This is a genomic window from Corynebacterium felinum, from assembly GCF_030408755.1.
GTDB lineage: Bacteria > Actinomycetota > Actinomycetes > Mycobacteriales > Mycobacteriaceae > Corynebacterium > Corynebacterium felinum.
This window is the reverse complement of sequence record NZ_CP047209.1, coordinates 2,214,272-2,230,693: the sequence shown is the minus strand read 5'-3', so window position 1 is coordinate 2,230,693 and position 16,422 is coordinate 2,214,272. Positions and strand designations below refer to the sequence as shown.

At 53.0% G+C, this 16,422-nt stretch carries 11 protein-coding genes; all 11 read left to right on the top strand.

Annotated elements, in window-relative coordinates; translation table 11 throughout:
- The first annotated feature begins 276 nt into the window (after window positions 1-276).
- The 11 genes from CFELI_RS09460 (at window position 277) to CFELI_RS09410 (ending at window position 16,279) form a co-directional block, all read left to right on the top strand.
- Window positions 277-1,449 (top strand): glycosyltransferase family protein, encoded by a 1,173-nt coding sequence (locus CFELI_RS09460; protein WP_277104335.1) that lies wholly within the window; start codon window positions 277-279, stop codon window positions 1,447-1,449.
- Window positions 1,446-2,654 (top strand): glycosyltransferase family 4 protein, encoded by a 1,209-nt coding sequence (locus CFELI_RS09455; protein ID WP_277104336.1) that lies wholly within the window; start codon window positions 1,446-1,448, stop codon window positions 2,652-2,654. The genes CFELI_RS09460 and CFELI_RS09455 overlap by 4 nt, the downstream gene beginning before the upstream one ends.
- 3 nt (window positions 2,655-2,657) lie before the next feature.
- Window positions 2,658-3,767: a glycosyltransferase family 4 protein gene (locus tag CFELI_RS09450; protein WP_277104337.1), complete on the top strand. Its 1,110-nt coding sequence runs from the start codon at window positions 2,658-2,660 to the stop codon at window positions 3,765-3,767.
- Complete coding sequence (locus CFELI_RS09445; RefSeq protein ID WP_277104338.1) at window positions 3,767-5,551, top strand: ABC transporter ATP-binding protein; 1,785 nt, start codon at window positions 3,767-3,769, stop codon at window positions 5,549-5,551. The genes CFELI_RS09450 and CFELI_RS09445 overlap by 1 nt, the downstream gene beginning before the upstream one ends.
- The gene (locus tag CFELI_RS09440) at window positions 5,548-6,630 is read left to right on the top strand and encodes a phosphotransferase (protein ID WP_277104339.1); all 1,083 of its coding nucleotides are present in this window, start codon (window positions 5,548-5,550) and stop codon (window positions 6,628-6,630) included. The genes CFELI_RS09445 and CFELI_RS09440 overlap by 4 nt, the downstream gene beginning before the upstream one ends.
- Before the next feature lie 5 nt (window positions 6,631-6,635).
- Window positions 6,636-7,598, top strand: a complete 963-nt coding sequence (locus tag CFELI_RS09435; RefSeq protein ID WP_277104340.1) for a phosphotransferase family protein — start codon at window positions 6,636-6,638, stop codon at window positions 7,596-7,598.
- Window positions 7,599-7,604: 6 nt separating this feature from the next.
- The gene (locus CFELI_RS09430; RefSeq protein WP_277104341.1) at window positions 7,605-8,930 is read left to right on the top strand and encodes a UDP-glucose dehydrogenase family protein; all 1,326 of its coding nucleotides are present in this window, start codon (window positions 7,605-7,607) and stop codon (window positions 8,928-8,930) included.
- Window positions 8,931-9,348: 418 nt separating this feature from the next.
- Window positions 9,349-10,929 carry a class I SAM-dependent DNA methyltransferase gene (locus CFELI_RS09425; protein ID WP_277104342.1) on the top strand — a complete coding sequence of 527 codons (1,581 nt, stop codon included), beginning with the start codon at window positions 9,349-9,351 and terminating at the stop codon, window positions 10,927-10,929.
- On the top strand, window positions 10,910-12,094 hold the full coding sequence (locus tag CFELI_RS09420) for a restriction endonuclease subunit S (RefSeq protein ID WP_277104343.1): 1,185 nt from the start codon (window positions 10,910-10,912) through the stop codon (window positions 12,092-12,094). The genes CFELI_RS09425 and CFELI_RS09420 overlap by 20 nt, the downstream gene beginning before the upstream one ends.
- Window positions 12,091-13,137, top strand: coding sequence for a virulence RhuM family protein (locus tag CFELI_RS09415; protein ID WP_277104344.1), 1,047 nt, complete (start codon window positions 12,091-12,093; stop codon window positions 13,135-13,137). Before CFELI_RS09420 ends, CFELI_RS09415 begins: the two co-directional genes overlap by 4 nt.
- Window positions 13,130-16,279, top strand: coding sequence for a type I restriction endonuclease subunit R (locus CFELI_RS09410; protein ID WP_277104345.1), 3,150 nt, complete (start codon window positions 13,130-13,132; stop codon window positions 16,277-16,279). Before CFELI_RS09415 ends, CFELI_RS09410 begins: the two co-directional genes overlap by 8 nt.
- Window positions 16,280-16,422 lie beyond the last annotated feature (143 nt).

Here is a 16,422-nt window from a genome sequence, read left to right as displayed (position 1 = left end):
GGGGTTGGAGGCGAGATGGATAAAAAAGCTGAGATTATTTTGACAACTGCATAAATGTGCAGATCAAGCTTGGTGAATCCGCAATCTATTTCATGAGGGGGATCGAGCAGTTTTTCATTATCGCCCAGCGCTTATTTGCAGGCCAGCAAAAAATCTACCTAAGCTGAAAAAGATACGTAAGTAGGGATAAAACAAAACAACAAATTTGCATTTTTTCTCTTTTCTCTTTCCCTTGCCCATAAGTGGTCAAGGATATTTTAGGTAAGGCTTAATACCATGACTATCACCCCGACACGGGTGCTGATGTACAGCCATGATTCGCAAGGGCTAGGGCACGTCCGCCGAAATTTGGCACTCGCACACCACATCGCGCAAGCGATCCCGAATGTTTCCGGCCTGCTCTTGTCTGGGCTTACGCCCACCAATCTGTTTACCTTGCCGGCAGGTTTCGATTGGGTTGCAGTACCTGGCATTGCTAAAGGTGAGGGCGGCTACCAAGCCCGCAACCTCAACGAAGATACCCCGCATCTGATCCAGCTGCGCTCAGCTATCATCGCATCCACCTTGCTGAGCTACCAGCCAGATATCGTCGTGATCGACCGTCATATTTTTGGCGTGTGGGAAGAACTCAAAGAGCCTTTGATCGCGCTGAAGCAAGAACACCCCCATACCCATATCGTGCTGGGTTTGCGTGAAGTACTCGACTCGCCGGAGGTGGCCCGCGCGGAATGGGATCGACTCGGCGATATCACTTTGATCCATGATCTGGTGGATTCCATCTGGGTGTATGGGGATCGAAATATTCACGATCCCATCGCAACTGGTGAAATACCAGTTGAGTTGGCCGATAAAATTAAATACACCGGCTATCTTTCCACGGGGCGACAGATTATCGACCGCAAAGCAGACATAGCACCGTCGCCTTTTATTCTCACCACCGTGGGTGGGGGCGAAGATGGATTCGATCTTGCCCGTATAGCAGTGGACATGAAAGTGCCAGCCGGGCATCGGCATGTGATTGTGGCGGGGCCACAACTTGATGATTACCGCTTCCAGGTTTTATCCCGCGCCGCTAATATGCGTCGGGATGTCGAGGTAATCAAGTCCTGGCCGGGGCTGGCCAGCCAAATTGCGCGCGCTGCTGCGGTGATCTCCATGGGTGGCTACAACACCACTGCTGAAATTCTTGCAACCGATACCCCCGCAATGATTGTTCCCCGTGAAGTACCACGGCGCGAACAGCTAATCCGGGCGCGCTCGCTGGCTGCGGTCGGGATGGTGGAATACACCCGAATGCAGGATTTAAGTAGTCAGGTATTAGGCCGATGGGCGGCGCGGGCGGTGGGGAAGAAGATTAACCGTGCTCCGATTGCCCGACATGGTTTAGCAACGGTTGCCCAGTTTGCTTTAGATTGTGTGCGCGATGCACGGATTGAGGTGCTGTCATGAATACTCGAATTGGTTATATTCTTAAGGTTTATCCGCGCTTTTCGGAAACGTTTATTGTGACGGAAATTTTAGCGCGCGAAGCGATTGGCGATGAGCTGACAATTTTTGCTCTGCGCCCCACCACCGATGCGCGTTTCCACCCTGAATTAGCGAGAGTGCGTGCTGAGGTGAAGTGGATCGGACGTCCTTTTGGGGCGGAAGATTTGTGGCAACGAATCACTGGCATTGTAGAAGAGAGCGAAATCGTGAAAAATTTCGCCGCTATTTTGCCGGAGCTTTCCACCTTGGGACATACCGAAGTAGCACAAGGCTTGGAGCTGGCACTGAAAGCTAAACACGAAGGCATCACCCACTTCCATGCCCATTTCGCTGCACTGTCAGGTCGGATGGCGTGGGTGGCCTCGAAGCTGACGGGCATTCCCTACACCGTGACCACACATGCGAAGGATATCTTTCACAACAGTGTTGATATGCAGTGGCTGCGCCGGATTTGTGGTGATGCTACGCGCGTGATTGCTATTAGCCAGTACAACTACAACTATCTGCAGCAGGTTTTGTCTGGTACAGGGGCAAATATTAGCTTGCAGTATAACGCCTTGGAGCTTGAGCGCTTCCCGTATCACAAGCCCCCAACGTTAAGTGAGCCGCTTGAAATTGCGGCGGTGGGCAGGCTGGTGCCGAAAAAGGGATTTGGTGCTCTGATCGAAGCGGTTGCGATTGTCAAAGCAAAAGGTATTCCGGTGAAGGTTTCGCTTGGCGGTGCTGGTGAACTCAAAGAGGAGCTTGAGCAAAAGATCTCCGATCTTGATCTCGACGATACTGTCACCATGCTAGGCCCGCTGAACCAAGAGGAAGTACGTGAGCTACTGCGTCGCAGCCATGTATTTGTTGCCCCCTGCGTACCTGGGGCGGATGGCAACGTTGATGGTTTGCCCACGGTGATTTTAGAGGCCATGGCCTGTGGAACCCCAGTGATTGCAACTTCGGTGACCGGAATCCCTGAGGTGATTCGTCATGACGACACCGGCATTTTGCTTGAACCTGGACATGTACCCGCCCTTGCCCAAGCACTGGAAAACTTTGCCCGTGGAACCATCGATGGCCTCAGCTTGAGCAGAAACGCCCGGAAGTTCGTCGAAAAGCACTTCGATAGCTTGAGCCAGGCCCGCACATTGTCAGGGTGGGAATCCGCCCAAGGAGTGTAAAAAGTGAAAATTGCCTATGTTTGTGTCGACCCCGGCATTCCCGTCTTTGGTACCAAAGGCGCAAGCGTGCACATCCAAGAAGTGATCCGGGAAATGCGTGCGCACGGACACGACGTCACCGTCTTTGCCACCAGGCGGGGCAAGGACGTACCCGCTGATCTTGCAACGCTGAATGTTGTGGAAATCCCCGTGGGACAAGGGCCTGCCGCTGTGCGCGAGCAGGAACAAATCAAGGCCAGTCAACGTATCAGTGAATTGATTGCTGAGGGTGACTTCGAGTGCATTTATGAACGATACTCGCTGTTTAGTGAGGTGATCGCAGATTCTGCGCTGCCAGCGATCCTCGAAGTGAATGCGCCGCTGATCGATGAGCAGCGCACACATCGCGAACTCGTCGCCGAAGACTACGCCTACCGCGCTTTATCGCGCCAAGTCACCGCCGCTTTAGCCACCGTTTGTGTGTCTGAGCCGGTGCGTGAGTGGGTAATTGCGCTAACTGGTGCCACAACCGTGCACACCGTGGCTAATGGGGTTAATGTGCATCGCATCACCCCGCAACCGGTGGATGAGCACGCCGCACCACTCGTGGTGTTCGTGGGCACCCTCAAGCCTTGGCATGGGGTCGATGTTTTGATTGAGGCTTATGCGCATGCGCAAAGCCAGTGGCGTCTGCGCATCATCGGGGACGGCCCGCAGCGCGAGAACTTAGAGCGCACAGCCGCACAGTTGGGGCTGGACGTGGAGTTTGTCGGTGCCGTGGCGCCGGAAGAAATCCCAGCTCACCTTGCCGGTGCCAGCATTGGGGTTGCCCCTTATCCGCACGATCAGGCGTATTTTTCACCGCTGAAGGTCTACGAGTACATGGCAGCAGGGCTTGCTGTAGTGGCTTCAGAAATCGGGCAAATCCCCAACGTGCTTGCCGACGTCGGCATCCTCGTTCCCCCATCGGATCGGCAGGCATTGGCCACGGCGATTGACCAGCTTGCCACCAACCCAACCACCTGCGCTGAATTAGGGGCGCGGGCTCGGGCACGGGCGGTGGAAAAGCACAGCTGGTCGAGTGTTGTTTCCACCATGTTTGCGTTGGCTGGTCTGTCAAAGGCAGGCCGCTGATGCCGAAACGAATGAAGAAAATTGCGATTAAGCGCACGTTAAAACTCATCGCACCAGATGTGAAACCCCAACGAAAACTGATCGTCGGTGGAGTGACAGTGCTGCTGCTCGAAGTGGTTTTTCGTGTGTTAGAGCCGTGGCCGCTGAAATTTGTTATCGATGCATTGTCGGTGTCCATCGGTGCAGATATTGCTGAAGCCCCAGCTTCGTTGCGCTTGCTGCTGATTTGTGGTGCTGCCTTTTTGCTCGTGGTGGCCATGCGGGCACTGTGTAACTATCTTGCCACTGTGGCTTTCGCCTTGGTGGGTTCGCGGGCATCGACATTGTTGCGTGCCCGAATTTTCCAACACGTCCAGGGGCTCAGCCAGCAATTCCACTCAAAAAATCGCAGCGCGGATACTGTGCAGCGCCTAGTGTCTGATGTCAACCGCATGCAAGAAGTCGCGGTGACAGCCGGCCTGCCACTATTAGCTAATGTGATCACACTGGTGGTCATGCTCATCATTATGGTGGTGCTCGACCCCCTCCTATCTTTGGTGGTGGTAGCAGCCATGCTTGTGTTCATGGTGACCTCACGCGGGGCTTCACACAAGATTGCTGTGGCTGCACGCACTACCCGTAAAGCGGAGGGGCAGCTGGCAAATACGGCACAAGAATCACTGTCCTCAATCAAAATTGTTCAGGCCTACGGCTTGGAATCGTTGATCTCCGACCGCTTTGTTGGTGCAAACACCACCTCATTAAAAGCGGGTGTGAAAAGTAGGCGCCTTGCTGCCCGATTAGAGCGCAGCACCGATGTGCTGGTGGGTTTGGCGCAAGCAGCCGTGCTGGTTGGTGGCGGGCTGCGGGTGCTCGAAGGGGAAATGACCTTAGGTGATCTCGTGCTGTTTACCACCTATTTGCGCACCACCATGAAACCTTTGCGAGATATGGCGAAATATACCGGGCGTATCGCCCGCGCCACCGCCTCCGGTGAACGTGTCGCTGATCTGATGGAACTGCAATCCGATATTGCTTCGCCTCACAACCCCACCCCACTCGGTGATGATGTGACTGGTTTAGTCACCTTCGAGAATGTGCACACCAACTACGAATCAACAAAGGTGCTGCGCGGGCTCAACCTCACCATTAACCCTGGGGAAACAGTAGCAATTATCGGCCCATCCGGGGCGGGTAAATCCACCCTAGTCTCCCTGTTAGTGCGTGCCCTCGACCCCACACATGGGACCGTGAGCATCGATGGTATCCCACTGACCAGTGTGGATCTTGCCGATCTGCGCTCCCATGTCTCACTTGTGCACCAAGAGGCCATCCTGTTTAGCGGAACCATCCGTGAAAACATCCGCTACGGGCGATTCGATGCCACCGACGCCGAAATCGAAGCAGCCACCAAGGCCGCCAACGCGCATGATTTCATCACCGCCATGCCCAAAGGCTACGACACCGTTGTCGGGGAACGCGGCGGAACATTATCCGGCGGGCAACGCCAACGCGTGGCCATCGCCCGCGCCTTGCTCCGCGACACCCCTATTGTGATTCTCGACGAAGCAACCTCCGGACTCGACCCTGAATCCGCAGGTCTGGTGCTCGAAGCGATCGAGAAACTCGTCGAAGGCCGCACCACACTTGCTGTCACCCACGATGCTGAGGTAGCCCTGCGCGCTGATCGCGTGGTGTGGCTGGAAAACGGCCGCGTGCAACTCAACGGCGCCCCCTCAGACCTGTATTCCACCAGTGAAGAATTTAGAAACTGGGTCAATTCCAAAGAGGAGTTCGCCTCATGACCAACACAACCGCAACCTATATCGACCACCTCACCGACCCCAACTGGCTCTATGATCACCTCGGTAGTCACGTCACCGCCGAATGGATCCGGATCAAACCCGACACCTCCCTGATCGCCTCGATCACAGATGCCACAACGGGTATCACTGTTGGTTGGCTGCGACTGTTGTGGCCGAAAAGCCACATTAAGGCTACGAAGCTTCAACGCATTGCCCACAAAGCACAGATGAATGTGCGAACCCAGCAACTGAGTGAAAATATCATTCTCCAAACCGGCGATGTGATCAGTGACCCCAAACTGTTTACGCATTTAAGGCTGCTGCCGGAAGAAGTCACCACCGGTACATTGCTTCGCTATAACCCAGCGCGCCGAGTGATTTTTAGGGTGGGGGATCAGGTGTGGCGTGTCAGTAGGAAGAGTGTGCCTTCGCCGAAGGTGCATGAGTTGATGTCGGCGGTGGTTCCTATGCAGGCGCGTGTGGATGATGGTTCGAATCCGCATGTCAGTGTGATGGAGTTTGTGGGCGATACTGATTTGGCGCGTAGCCCTGATGTGGGTGCTGTGGCCCGGGTGGGTGGTTTGCTTGCTCGGTTGCATGGGGCTCGTTCGTTGGTGGATGGGGGCTGTGCGGTCAAGCGGCGGGATGTGCGTCGGCAGTTGAAGGCGCATGTGCGTATTTTGAGTGCTGTGGATCCTTCGCTTGCTGCTGCGGCGGCTGGTTTGGATGTGCCTGAGTATGAGGATTCGCGTGAGGTTGTGGTCCATGGTGATTTCACTCCGGATCAGGTGTTGTGTGATCACAGGCATGAAAAGGTGTGGTTGAGTGATTTTGATCGGGTGCATTTAGGTCCTGCTGCTAGTGATCTTGGCTCTTTTGTGTCTGCGTTGAATCCTTCCCACCAGGATGCGTTTTTGTGTGGGTATGCGCAGGTTGCCCCGTTGCCTTCGGATGCTGATATTCGCTGTGCGCAGGTTCATGCCCAGTTGTTGCGTTTGATGGAGCCGGTGCGTGCGGGTTCGCCGACGTGGCGTGATGATATCGCTGCGCGTATTGCGCAGGTGGGGCAGGTGGGGTGATGAGGGTGCGTGAGGTTTTATTTTCGTTGCCTTCTGTTGTGCGTGCGTGGCCGCAGCTGAAAACGAACAGTGTGGTTTTTGAGCAGATTATTGATGGTCAGTTGCGTGCTGGTGCGATTGATGCTGATGGTGTGGTGCGCCTTGTTCCTTTTGGTTGCGATGAGGCGTTGCCTGAGTTGGCGCCGCATGAGGGTTTGGTGGTGCACCGGTTGAATAAGCGTGCGGTTGTTGTTAATCGCGCTGCTGGTGTGGTGGTCAAGCATGTGCGCAAGGGTGTTGGTCCGGATTATTCTGCTCTGGCTAAGGCTGCGGGTTTTCGTGCAGCTTCTGTTGTGCGTTCTGCTGCTTCGGTGGTGGAGTATGAGCTTCTTCCCGGTGATACGTTGTGTGCCTTAGGTGATGCGTCGGTGCCGGGATGGGAGCGGTTTGTTGAGTTGTGGCCGAAGTTTGCGCGTGGTGCTGGTGTGGGCCTGTCGTCGCACGATGCCGGTGATGAGCTTGGTGTGCTGCGACACTGGCTGAATCAGGTTGAGCATTTTGGGATGCTCGATGCGCATTCGTGTCAGCGGCTTGCTCGTAGTGTGGATGCGCTTGCTGGTGAGTTGTTGAAACCTGCTGATCCTTGTGTGGTGTTGCATCGGGATTTGCATGATAAGCAGCTTTTGTGGGACGGGTCGCAGCTGAGTGTGTTGGATTTGGACACTGTTGCTTTTGGTGAGGCGGCTTTGGATGTGGGCAATGTGCTTGCGCATGTGGAATTGCGTGGGTTTCAGAAGGTGTATTCGGACAGTGTTCAGGCGCGCATTTCGCAGGCTGTAAGGGAGCTTGCGGATTCTTTAGTTATTTCGCCTAGCCGTTTGCAGGCCTATACCCAGGCTGCGCGGTTGCGGTTGTGTTGTGTGTATGCGTTTCGCCCGAGTGCACAACCTTTTATTAATCAGTGGATTTCCCATTCTGTGAAGGAGTGAAAAATTATGAAGATTTCTGTGATTGGCTGCGGCTATCTTGGTGCCGTGCATGCTGCGTGTATGGCCTCGTTGGGCCATGATGTGATTGGTGTCGACATTGATGCTGATAAGGTGGCTGTGTTGAATCGGGGGGATGTGCCGTTTTTTGAGCCTGGGCTTGAGCAGATTTTGCAGCAGAGCTTGGCGTCGGGCAGGTTGCGTTTTGCGGTTGCTCCTGCCACGGATGAGCTTGTCGACGTCGACGTCCACTTCGTTACTGTGGGTACTCCACAATCGGCTACCAGCGGTGCGGCGGATTTGAGTTTCGTGAACTCGGCTTTTGACATGATTGAAGCTGCAGTTAAGTCTTCCACGAAAAAACCTGTGGTGGTGGGTAAATCTACTGTTCCGGTGGGTACTGCCCACGCGTTGGCGAAGCGCATTGCCCCGCTGGGTTTGACCTTAGTGTGGAATCCTGAGTTTTTGCGCGAAAGTTTCGCGGTGGAGGACACGTTGCGCCCGGATCGGCTTGTTTATGGGCTTTCTGATGATCCCGCGCATGCTGTCCATGGGCAATCGGTGCTCGATGAGATTTATGCCTCCATGCTGGCGGCGGGGATTCCGCGGCTGGTGATGAACTATCCCACCGCTGAGTTGGTGAAAGTGGCGGCGAACTCGTTTTTGGCCACCAAAATCAGTTTCATCAACGCAATGGCTGAGCTGTGTGAGGCAACCGGGGGCGATGTAGTGGAGCTTGCCCACGCACTCGGCCACGATGTGCGCATTGGCAATCGCTTTTTAAGCGCCGGCGTTGGCTTTGGCGGCGGCTGTTTGCCGAAGGATATTCGTGCGTTTGTCTCCCGCGCGGAGGAGCTCGGTGTGGAGGATGCGGTCGGCTTCCTGCGTGAGGTTGATGAGATTAATCAGCGCCGCCGCGACCGTGTGGTGGATCTTTCCTTCGCCGCACTGGGGGGTGCGGTGGCAGGGAAGAAGATTACTGTTTTGGGTGCTGCTTTTAAACCGAATAGTGACGATATTCGCGATTCGCCCGCCTTGGATGTTGCCTTGCGCCTTCATGAGCATGGTGCGCAGGTGACGGTCACTGACCCTGAGGCGCTGGGCGCGGTGGAGAAGCGTTTGCCACAACTGCGCACGCAGGTAGAGACAATGGCGGCACTGAAGGGTGCGGACCTCGTGCTTTTGCTGACTGAGTGGGATGAATATAAGAATCTCGACCCTGCTGTTGTGCGGGGCATTGTGGCACATCCGAAAATCATTGATGGCCGCAACGTGTTAGATGCGCAAGCCTGGAAGGCTGCTGGCTGGGGCTACCGCGGCTTGGGCAGGCACTAGCATTGCTTGTCGACGCCGTTTCATCACCGCTTTTTCGGAAATGTCCAGCGCGAACAGCGCTCCTAGTAGCCCGCCTGTTAACTGAGGTGGTGTGATACTTCAGTAAACGGGCGGTAAAAACTGCACACACTTCCATTGATCCTCATTGCAAATAGGAAGCGTGTTTTATCAATTGCAGAAGAACATAAAATGACTGAAGTGGCGTGTCAGGCTTCCACCACGGCTGCAGACTGATGGGCGATTTTGTTGCACAGTGTGGAGAAAGTGCCTTCTACAGGGGTAAAGACTATTCTTTCCAATTCAAGGCTTAGCTTGATTGTTGTATACTCACGGCGATGTATTTTGACTTGCCCTAAGGATAAATTGGGCGTAACGAGCGGGTCGAAATTAGTAGACAATATCACGGAGAGAATACCTAGTGGCGAAGAAGCCGACCAAGAAGAATGAGCAAACCCTGGAGCAAAAGCTGTGGGCTACAGCCGACAAACTGCGTGGTAACCAGGAGCCAGGCCAATATAAACATGTCGTGCTTGGATTGATCTTCTTGAAGTACATCTCCGACCGCTTTGAAGAGCGTCGAGCAGAACTCAAGGAAAGTCTGTCCAACCCAGACAGTGATGGCTATATTCCCAACGAGGAGCGCCGCCTCAAGTTTCTAGAGGATCGCGACGAGTATCAAAAGCGCAATGTGTTCTGGGTGCCTGCCAATGCGCGTTGGCAGCAGATTCAGAACCAGGCCAAAAGCCCTGAAGTTGGCATCATTATTGATAACGCGATGGACGTTATTGAGAAGGAAAACCCTTCACTCAAAGGCGTGCTGCCTAAGGACTACGCGCGTGACGGCCTGGATAAGGAACGCCTCGGCGGGTTAGTGGATCTGATTGGTTCCATTGGCTTTGGTGAGAAGGACGACCACGGCTCCGATGACGTACTCGGTAGCGTCTATGAATACTTCCTTGGCCAGTTTGCCGGCAAAGAATCTGGTAAGGATGCCGGTGCTTTTTACACGCCCCGTTCCATTGTTCGCCTGTTGGTTGAGATGCTCGAACCTTATAAAGGTCGCGTTTACGATCCGGCTTGTGGTTCCGGCGGTATGTTCGTCCAAAGTTCCAAGTTTGTCGAAGCACATGGGGGCAACCTCAACGACATTTCTGTTTACGGCCAAGAGTTCACCGATACTACCTGGAAACTAGCCAAGATGAACTTGGCGCTTCGCGGTATTGAAGCCGACTTAGGTGCAAAGTCCGCCGATTCCTTTACCCAAGATCAGCACAAGGATCTGCGCGCAGACTTTATCTTGGCTAATCCGCCGTTCAATGTCTCTGATTGGTGGAGCCCGACGCTTGACGACGACCCTCGCTGGAAGTACGGCACTCCTCCGCAGGGTAATGCCAACTTTGCGTGGGTACAACACTTTATCCATCACTTGAGTCCAAAGGGTACGGCTGGTTTTGTTCTGGCCAATGGTTCCCTGAGTTCTAATAGCGGTGGTGAAGGGGAGATCCGGAAGAGGTTGATCGAGGAGGAACTGGTCGACTGTATTGTTGCCTTGCCTGACAAACTATTTTTCAACACGGGTATTCCTGCGTGTTTGTGGTTTGTGTCGAAGAATCGTTTTGGTAATGGCCATCGTGCTCGCGATGGGGAAGTGTTGTTTATTGATGCCCGCAAGATGGGCGCGTTGAAGACTCGACGCCTGCGCGAGTTCTCGGACGAGGATATCGCCAAGATCGCCGACACTTACCATGCGTGGCGCAACCATGACGGAAACTACGAAGATATCGCCGGATTCGTAAAATCCGCCAGCTTCGAGGAGATCGAGAAGAATAACTTCGTGCTCACCCCTGGCCGCTATGTGGGCCTTGAGGAAGCAGAGCTTGACGACGAGCCAGTCGAGGACAAGATCAAGCGTTTGACGAGCGAGCTGCTTAAGGAGTTTGAGCGCGGGCGGGAGCTGGAAGAGGAAATCTCGACTCAGATTGGAAATTTCTGTGGCTAGTTTTGGTGATTTGGTCGATATTGTTAAAGACACTGTAAAGCCGTCCGAATTGGGGCCGGACGAAAAGTATCTCGCATATGAACATATAGAACCTAGTGCCTTGAGAGTATCTAGGTTTGAGAGTGTCGATGGAATCACCAGTCAGAAAAGTCGCTTTAGCAAAGACCAGATCATATACGGAAGGCTCCGTCCATATTTCCGAAAGGTAATTTTTACTGGCGAGAATGAGGGGATTTGTTCATCTGACTTCTGGGTTTTTCGAGCGAAATCGGGCGTGCACCCCCGCTTTGCTTTCTATGTCGCGGCATTGAAAGAGTTTTCAGATATGGCAGCCTCCTCAAGTACCGGAACTCGGATGCCTCGTGCTTCTTGGGATGTTGTTAAGAACTTCGAAGTTCCTGATTTTTCATTTAAAGAGCAGCAAGAAATTGGACGAAAACTGGGACTTCTCGACGATAAGATCGAATCGAATCAACGAATGCTGAGGGCGAATTACGATTTAGTTGGGTTGTATTTTAGGGAACTCACCTCAAGAGTCCCAGTCAAGCGAATTCCTCTGAGTAATCTCGTGGAGATCACTAAGGGAGTATCTTACAAAAGTTCTGAACTTCAAGATTCCGATTGTGCTTTAGTTACGATTAAGTCGTTTGATCGTAATGGTGGATATAAGTCGGACGGGCTGAAAGCTTACACAGGCCATTACAAAGAGGGACAGTTAGTGGGGCGTGGTGAACTTATCGTCGCTCAGACGGACCTAACTCAGAACGCTGAGGTCGTCGGACGAGTGGTACGTCTTCCGGATATTACTGACTATAATCATATTGTTGCTTCACTCGATCTTCTAGTGATTAGGCCGTCTGACCCCCAGATATCTAACTCCTATCTTTACGGCATCCTATCTAGCAACGAGTTTCGGCAGTGGTGTCGCAATAGGGTTAATGGAACTACAGTCTTACATTTAGCGAAGGACGCAGTGCCAACTTTTGAAGCCCCTGTGATTCCCCGAGCGTATCGCCGAGAATTTGAGGCAGTGGTCTCAAAGATTTTTCAGAAGTCTGATTCCTTACGGCGTGAGAACGAACTACTCACTGAGCTCCGCGACACCCTCCTCCCAGAACTTTTGTCTAGGCGTATCACTTCTGAACAATTGGAGGCTGGCTTATGAGTAACAAACCTCGCCAGGTAGGGATTTCGTCGACAGGTCCGCTGTTGACATTCACCTCAGCTGATCTCGAACATGATTTATTGGTGCGATTCGATGAAGGCACAATCTGGTTGACGCAGGCGCTCATGGGTGAGCTGTTTGGCGTCGATAAGCGAACAGTGAGCGAGCACCTGACAAACATCTTTGCCTCCAGTGAACTGGAAGAGGATTCAGTTGTCCGGAAATTCCGGACAACTGCCGCTGATGGCAAAAACTACCAAGTAAAACACTACAATCTCGACGCAATTATCTCCGTCGGCTATCGAGTGAACTCCAAACGGGCAACGCAGTTCCGTATCTGGGCAACCAAGGTGCTGAGGGACTTTACACTTCGTGGGTTTGTCGTGGATAAGCAGCGCATGGCCCAAGGCGAAATTTTTGGTGAAGACTACTTTGAACAGCTGCTTCAAGAGATCCGGGAAATCCGCTTATCGGAGCGCCGGTTCTACCAAAAAGTAACAGATATTTACGCCACGGCCACGGACTATGACCGGGATGCACCGATAACCAAAACTTTCTTTGCCACCGTGCAAAACAAACTGCATTATGCAGTGCACGGACATACTGCTGCCGAACTTATTCGGAATAGAGCATCGGCGGACAAACCACACATGGGGTTGACCACTTGGGCTAAAGGCCCAGAAGGCAAGGTGTTGGCAGGTGATGTGACCGTCGGCAAGAACTACCTATCCAAAACGGAACTTAATGATCTCGGACGTCTGGTGGAAACATTCTTGAACTTGGCAGAAAGCCGAGCCGAGCGGCACATCCCTACAACGATGGAGCAGTGGGCCAGCTTGCTGGATCAGGTTTTGGCGATCGATGGACGTGAGTTGCTACAAAATGCGGGCAAGATTTCAAAGAAGCTTGCAGACAAGTTCGCGCTTGAGGAATACTCCAAGTTTCGGGTGGAGCAAGACAGGATGTTCACGTCGGATTTCGATGCATTCATGGAAGAAGGCGAGCATGTGATCGAAACCGCCAAGGAGGATCACGATGACTAACGCCAGCGCCAGCTTTAATGAGAACATTGTGGAGCTCGCCGCGCTGGACTATTTCGCGCAACTTGGTTACCAAACGGTCAGTGGTGCTTTCATCGCGCCGGGTGAACCGGCTGCAGAGCGCGAGGACTACTCCCAAGTGATTCTGTGGGATCGGTTGCGTGAGGCAGCAGCGCGGATCAATCCTAGGGTAAGCAGGCGCCAGATTGAACAAGCGATTGTAAAGCTGCAGCGGGCGGAATCCCAAAGTCTGATCGACGAAAACCTACGAGTACATGACCTACTGACCAAGGGCATCTCGGTGGAAAAACGTGAACGTGATGGCCGGTTGAGTTACGAGCATGTCTGGTTTATTGACTTTGGTAATCCAGACAACAACGACTGGGCTGCGATCAACCAGTTCACGATTATTGAGAACAAGAATCGCCGTCCGGATGTTCTAGTCTATGTCAACGGGTTGCCATTGGCGCTGCTCGAGTTGAAGAACCCAGTGACAGAAAATGCGACTCTAAGGTCGGCGTGGAATCAGATTCAGACATATCGGCGAGATATCCCATCAGTATTTATCACCAACGTGATGACGGTCATTTCGGATGGTACGTCAGCCGCGATGAGTTCATTCTCAGGTGCCTTTGAACATTATGCGCCGTGGAAAACTATTGACGGCCGAGATGTGGTGACTAACCGTCCGGCACTTGAGGTGTTGATCAAAGGCGTGTTTAACAAGCAGCGCTTCCTTGATTTGTTCCTCAACTTCACAGTGTTCTCCGAAGAGACCGTAACAGATAAGAAAACCAAGGAGAAATCTTTGGTCTTGATCAAGCGGATTGCCAAGTATCACCAGTACTGGGCGGTGAACGCAGCGATTGAATCCACAGTGATGGCCGCCGGTCCTGATGGGGATCGTCGTGGTGGTGTGGTCTGGCACACGCAAGGTTCGGGCAAGAGCTTTGAGATGGTGTTTTACGCCGCCAAGATCATGCGCGATCCACGGATGGCCAACCCGACCTTGGTGTTTATTACCGACCGTAATGATCTGGACGATCAGTTGTTCGCGGAAGTCTTTGCCCCAGCAAAGATATTGCCGGAGGTGCCGGTTCAAGCTGAGTCCCGAGAAGATTTGCGTGAGAAGCTGAAGCGCCGTTCAGGTGGGATCATCTTTACCACGCTGCAGAAGTTTGCCCCACCACTAGATGAAGAGAAAAACTTCCAGCTGTCGGGGCGAAGCAACGTGATCGTGGTTGCTGACGAGGCACATCGTTCCCAGTATGGATTGAAGCAGAAGTTAGACAAAGACGGCAAACTGAAGTCTGGCCTAGCCAAGCACATGCGCGATGTATTGCCGCAGGCTACGTTCCTTGGGTTTACTGGTACCCCGATTGAGTCAGGTGATAAGTCCACCCGCTTTGTCTTCGGTGATTATATTGATGTTTACGACCTGACCCGTGCGGTGGAAGACGGCGCTACAGTCAAGATCTTCTATGAATCACGGCTCGCCCGAGTGGCACTGTCTGAAGATGAATACGCCTCGTTGGACATGCTGGCTGATGAGATTACGGAGCAGGTCGAAGAGGCGGAAGCTTCAGCAGCTAAGTCTCGCTGGTCTCGCTTGGAAGCGATTGTAGGTGCCGATGAGCGCTTGAACTTGGTGGCCGAAGACATTATTCAGCACTGGGAGAAGCGCAAGGAAACGATGGTCGGTAAGGCGATGATTGTGACTATGTCGCGCCGGATCGCGGTGGAACTCTACAACAAGATTGTTGCACTCAGACCCCAGTGGCACTCTGATGACCATATGAAGGGAAAACTCAAGGTGATCATGACCGGATCGGCAGCTGATCCGGAGATTTTCCAGCCTCATATCTTGAATAAGGATCAGCAACGAGATATTAAAGCGCGGGCAAAAGATCCAGAAGATGAACTGGAGCTAGTGATTGTCCGAGATATGTGGCTGACTGGCTTTGATGCCCCAAGCCTGAACACTATGTATGTGGATAAGACCATGAAGGGTGCAGGATTGATGCAGGCGATTGCCCGTGTCAATCGGAAATTCCGCGACAAACCGGGTGGTCTGATCGTCGACTACATTGGCTTATTTTCCAACCTCCAGGAAGCGTTGGGGGAATATTCCCCATCTGACCAAAGCCAGGTTGGTGTCCCAATCGAGCAGCTGCTTGACGTGATGCTGGAGAAGTACGACGTGGTGAGAGGTATCGTCCACGGCGTGAAGTTTAATAGTTCGCCGGACTTATCCCCTTCGGAGCGTTTGGGGGAGTACGCCAAAGTATTAGATTATGTGATGGATGATCCGGATCGGACTAAGCGCTATCTGGATCAGGTATTGGCGCTGGTGAAGGTGTTCGCCTTGGTTGGTGGGCAGCCTCAAGCTCAACGAATTAGCAATGACGTGCGTCTGTTTACTGATGTGCGCTCAGCATTGCTGAAGATCCAATCGCCAGGATCTGGTTCGGGTGGCTTAGGATCAGTCGAAGTAGATACAGCACTGAGCCAACTCATTAATGAAGCTGTCACCGCTGACAAGGTCGTCGACATCTACGAGATGGCGGGTGTTACAACACCAGAAATTTCGTTGTTGTCCGATGAGTTCTTGGATTCCCTCGCGGTAAAGGAGAAACCGAATTTGCAGATGGGTTTGCTGCGTCGCTTGCTCAATGACGAGATCAAGACCATTTCGCGTGAGAATATTGTTCAGGGGCGGAAGTTTTCTGAGCAGCTGGAAGAAGCAGTCAACCGCTACACCAACCGCTCGCTCTCGACTGCGGAGATCGTGGCCGAACTTGTCCGTTTAGCTAAGGAAGTGCGCGATGAGTATCGCCGGTGTGAGGAAATGGAGCTGTCATATGCTGAGGTGGCGATCTACGACGCCTTAGCCCATCACGATACCGCAGTCCTCGAGATGGGGGACGAGACTCTGAAGAAGATCACGATTGACCTCGTCCATGCGGTGCGTGGCTCAGTAACCATTGACTGGAACGTCAAAAAGAGCGTCCAGTCTGAAATGCGCTCGAAAATCAAGCGGCTACTGGCCAAATACGATTATCCTCCGGACCAGGAAGAAATAGCAGTAGAGCTAGTGATTGCACAGGCCGAATTGTGGGCGAACACAGTTTCACTGACGGAGTAGGCTCATTAGCACTCGTCCAGCTCTTGAACGTGGGCATGATTGGTCGCGTTTTGCGACTATGCAATTGCCCACCGTGCCGCATGCGAAAAATCTGAGGTCATTGATGTTAATCATCGCAGGTCACAGGGATGGCATCATTCCCC

Coding starts and splice junctions, on each gene's coding strand:
- CFELI_RS09415 (WP_277104344.1), top strand. CDS start 12,091: ATGAGTAACAAACCTCGCCAGGTAGGGATTTCGTCGACAGGTCCGCTG.
- CFELI_RS09455 (WP_277104336.1), top strand. CDS start 1,446: ATGAATACTCGAATTGGTTATATTCTTAAGGTTTATCCGCGCTTTTCG.
- CFELI_RS09430 (WP_277104341.1), top strand. CDS start 7,605: ATGAAGATTTCTGTGATTGGCTGCGGCTATCTTGGTGCCGTGCATGCT.
- CFELI_RS09460 (WP_277104335.1), top strand. CDS start 277: ATGACTATCACCCCGACACGGGTGCTGATGTACAGCCATGATTCGCAA.
- CFELI_RS09440 (WP_277104339.1), top strand. CDS start 5,548: ATGACCAACACAACCGCAACCTATATCGACCACCTCACCGACCCCAAC.
- CFELI_RS09445 (WP_277104338.1), top strand. CDS start 3,767: ATGCCGAAACGAATGAAGAAAATTGCGATTAAGCGCACGTTAAAACTC.
- CFELI_RS09410 (WP_277104345.1), top strand. CDS start 13,130: ATGACTAACGCCAGCGCCAGCTTTAATGAGAACATTGTGGAGCTCGCC.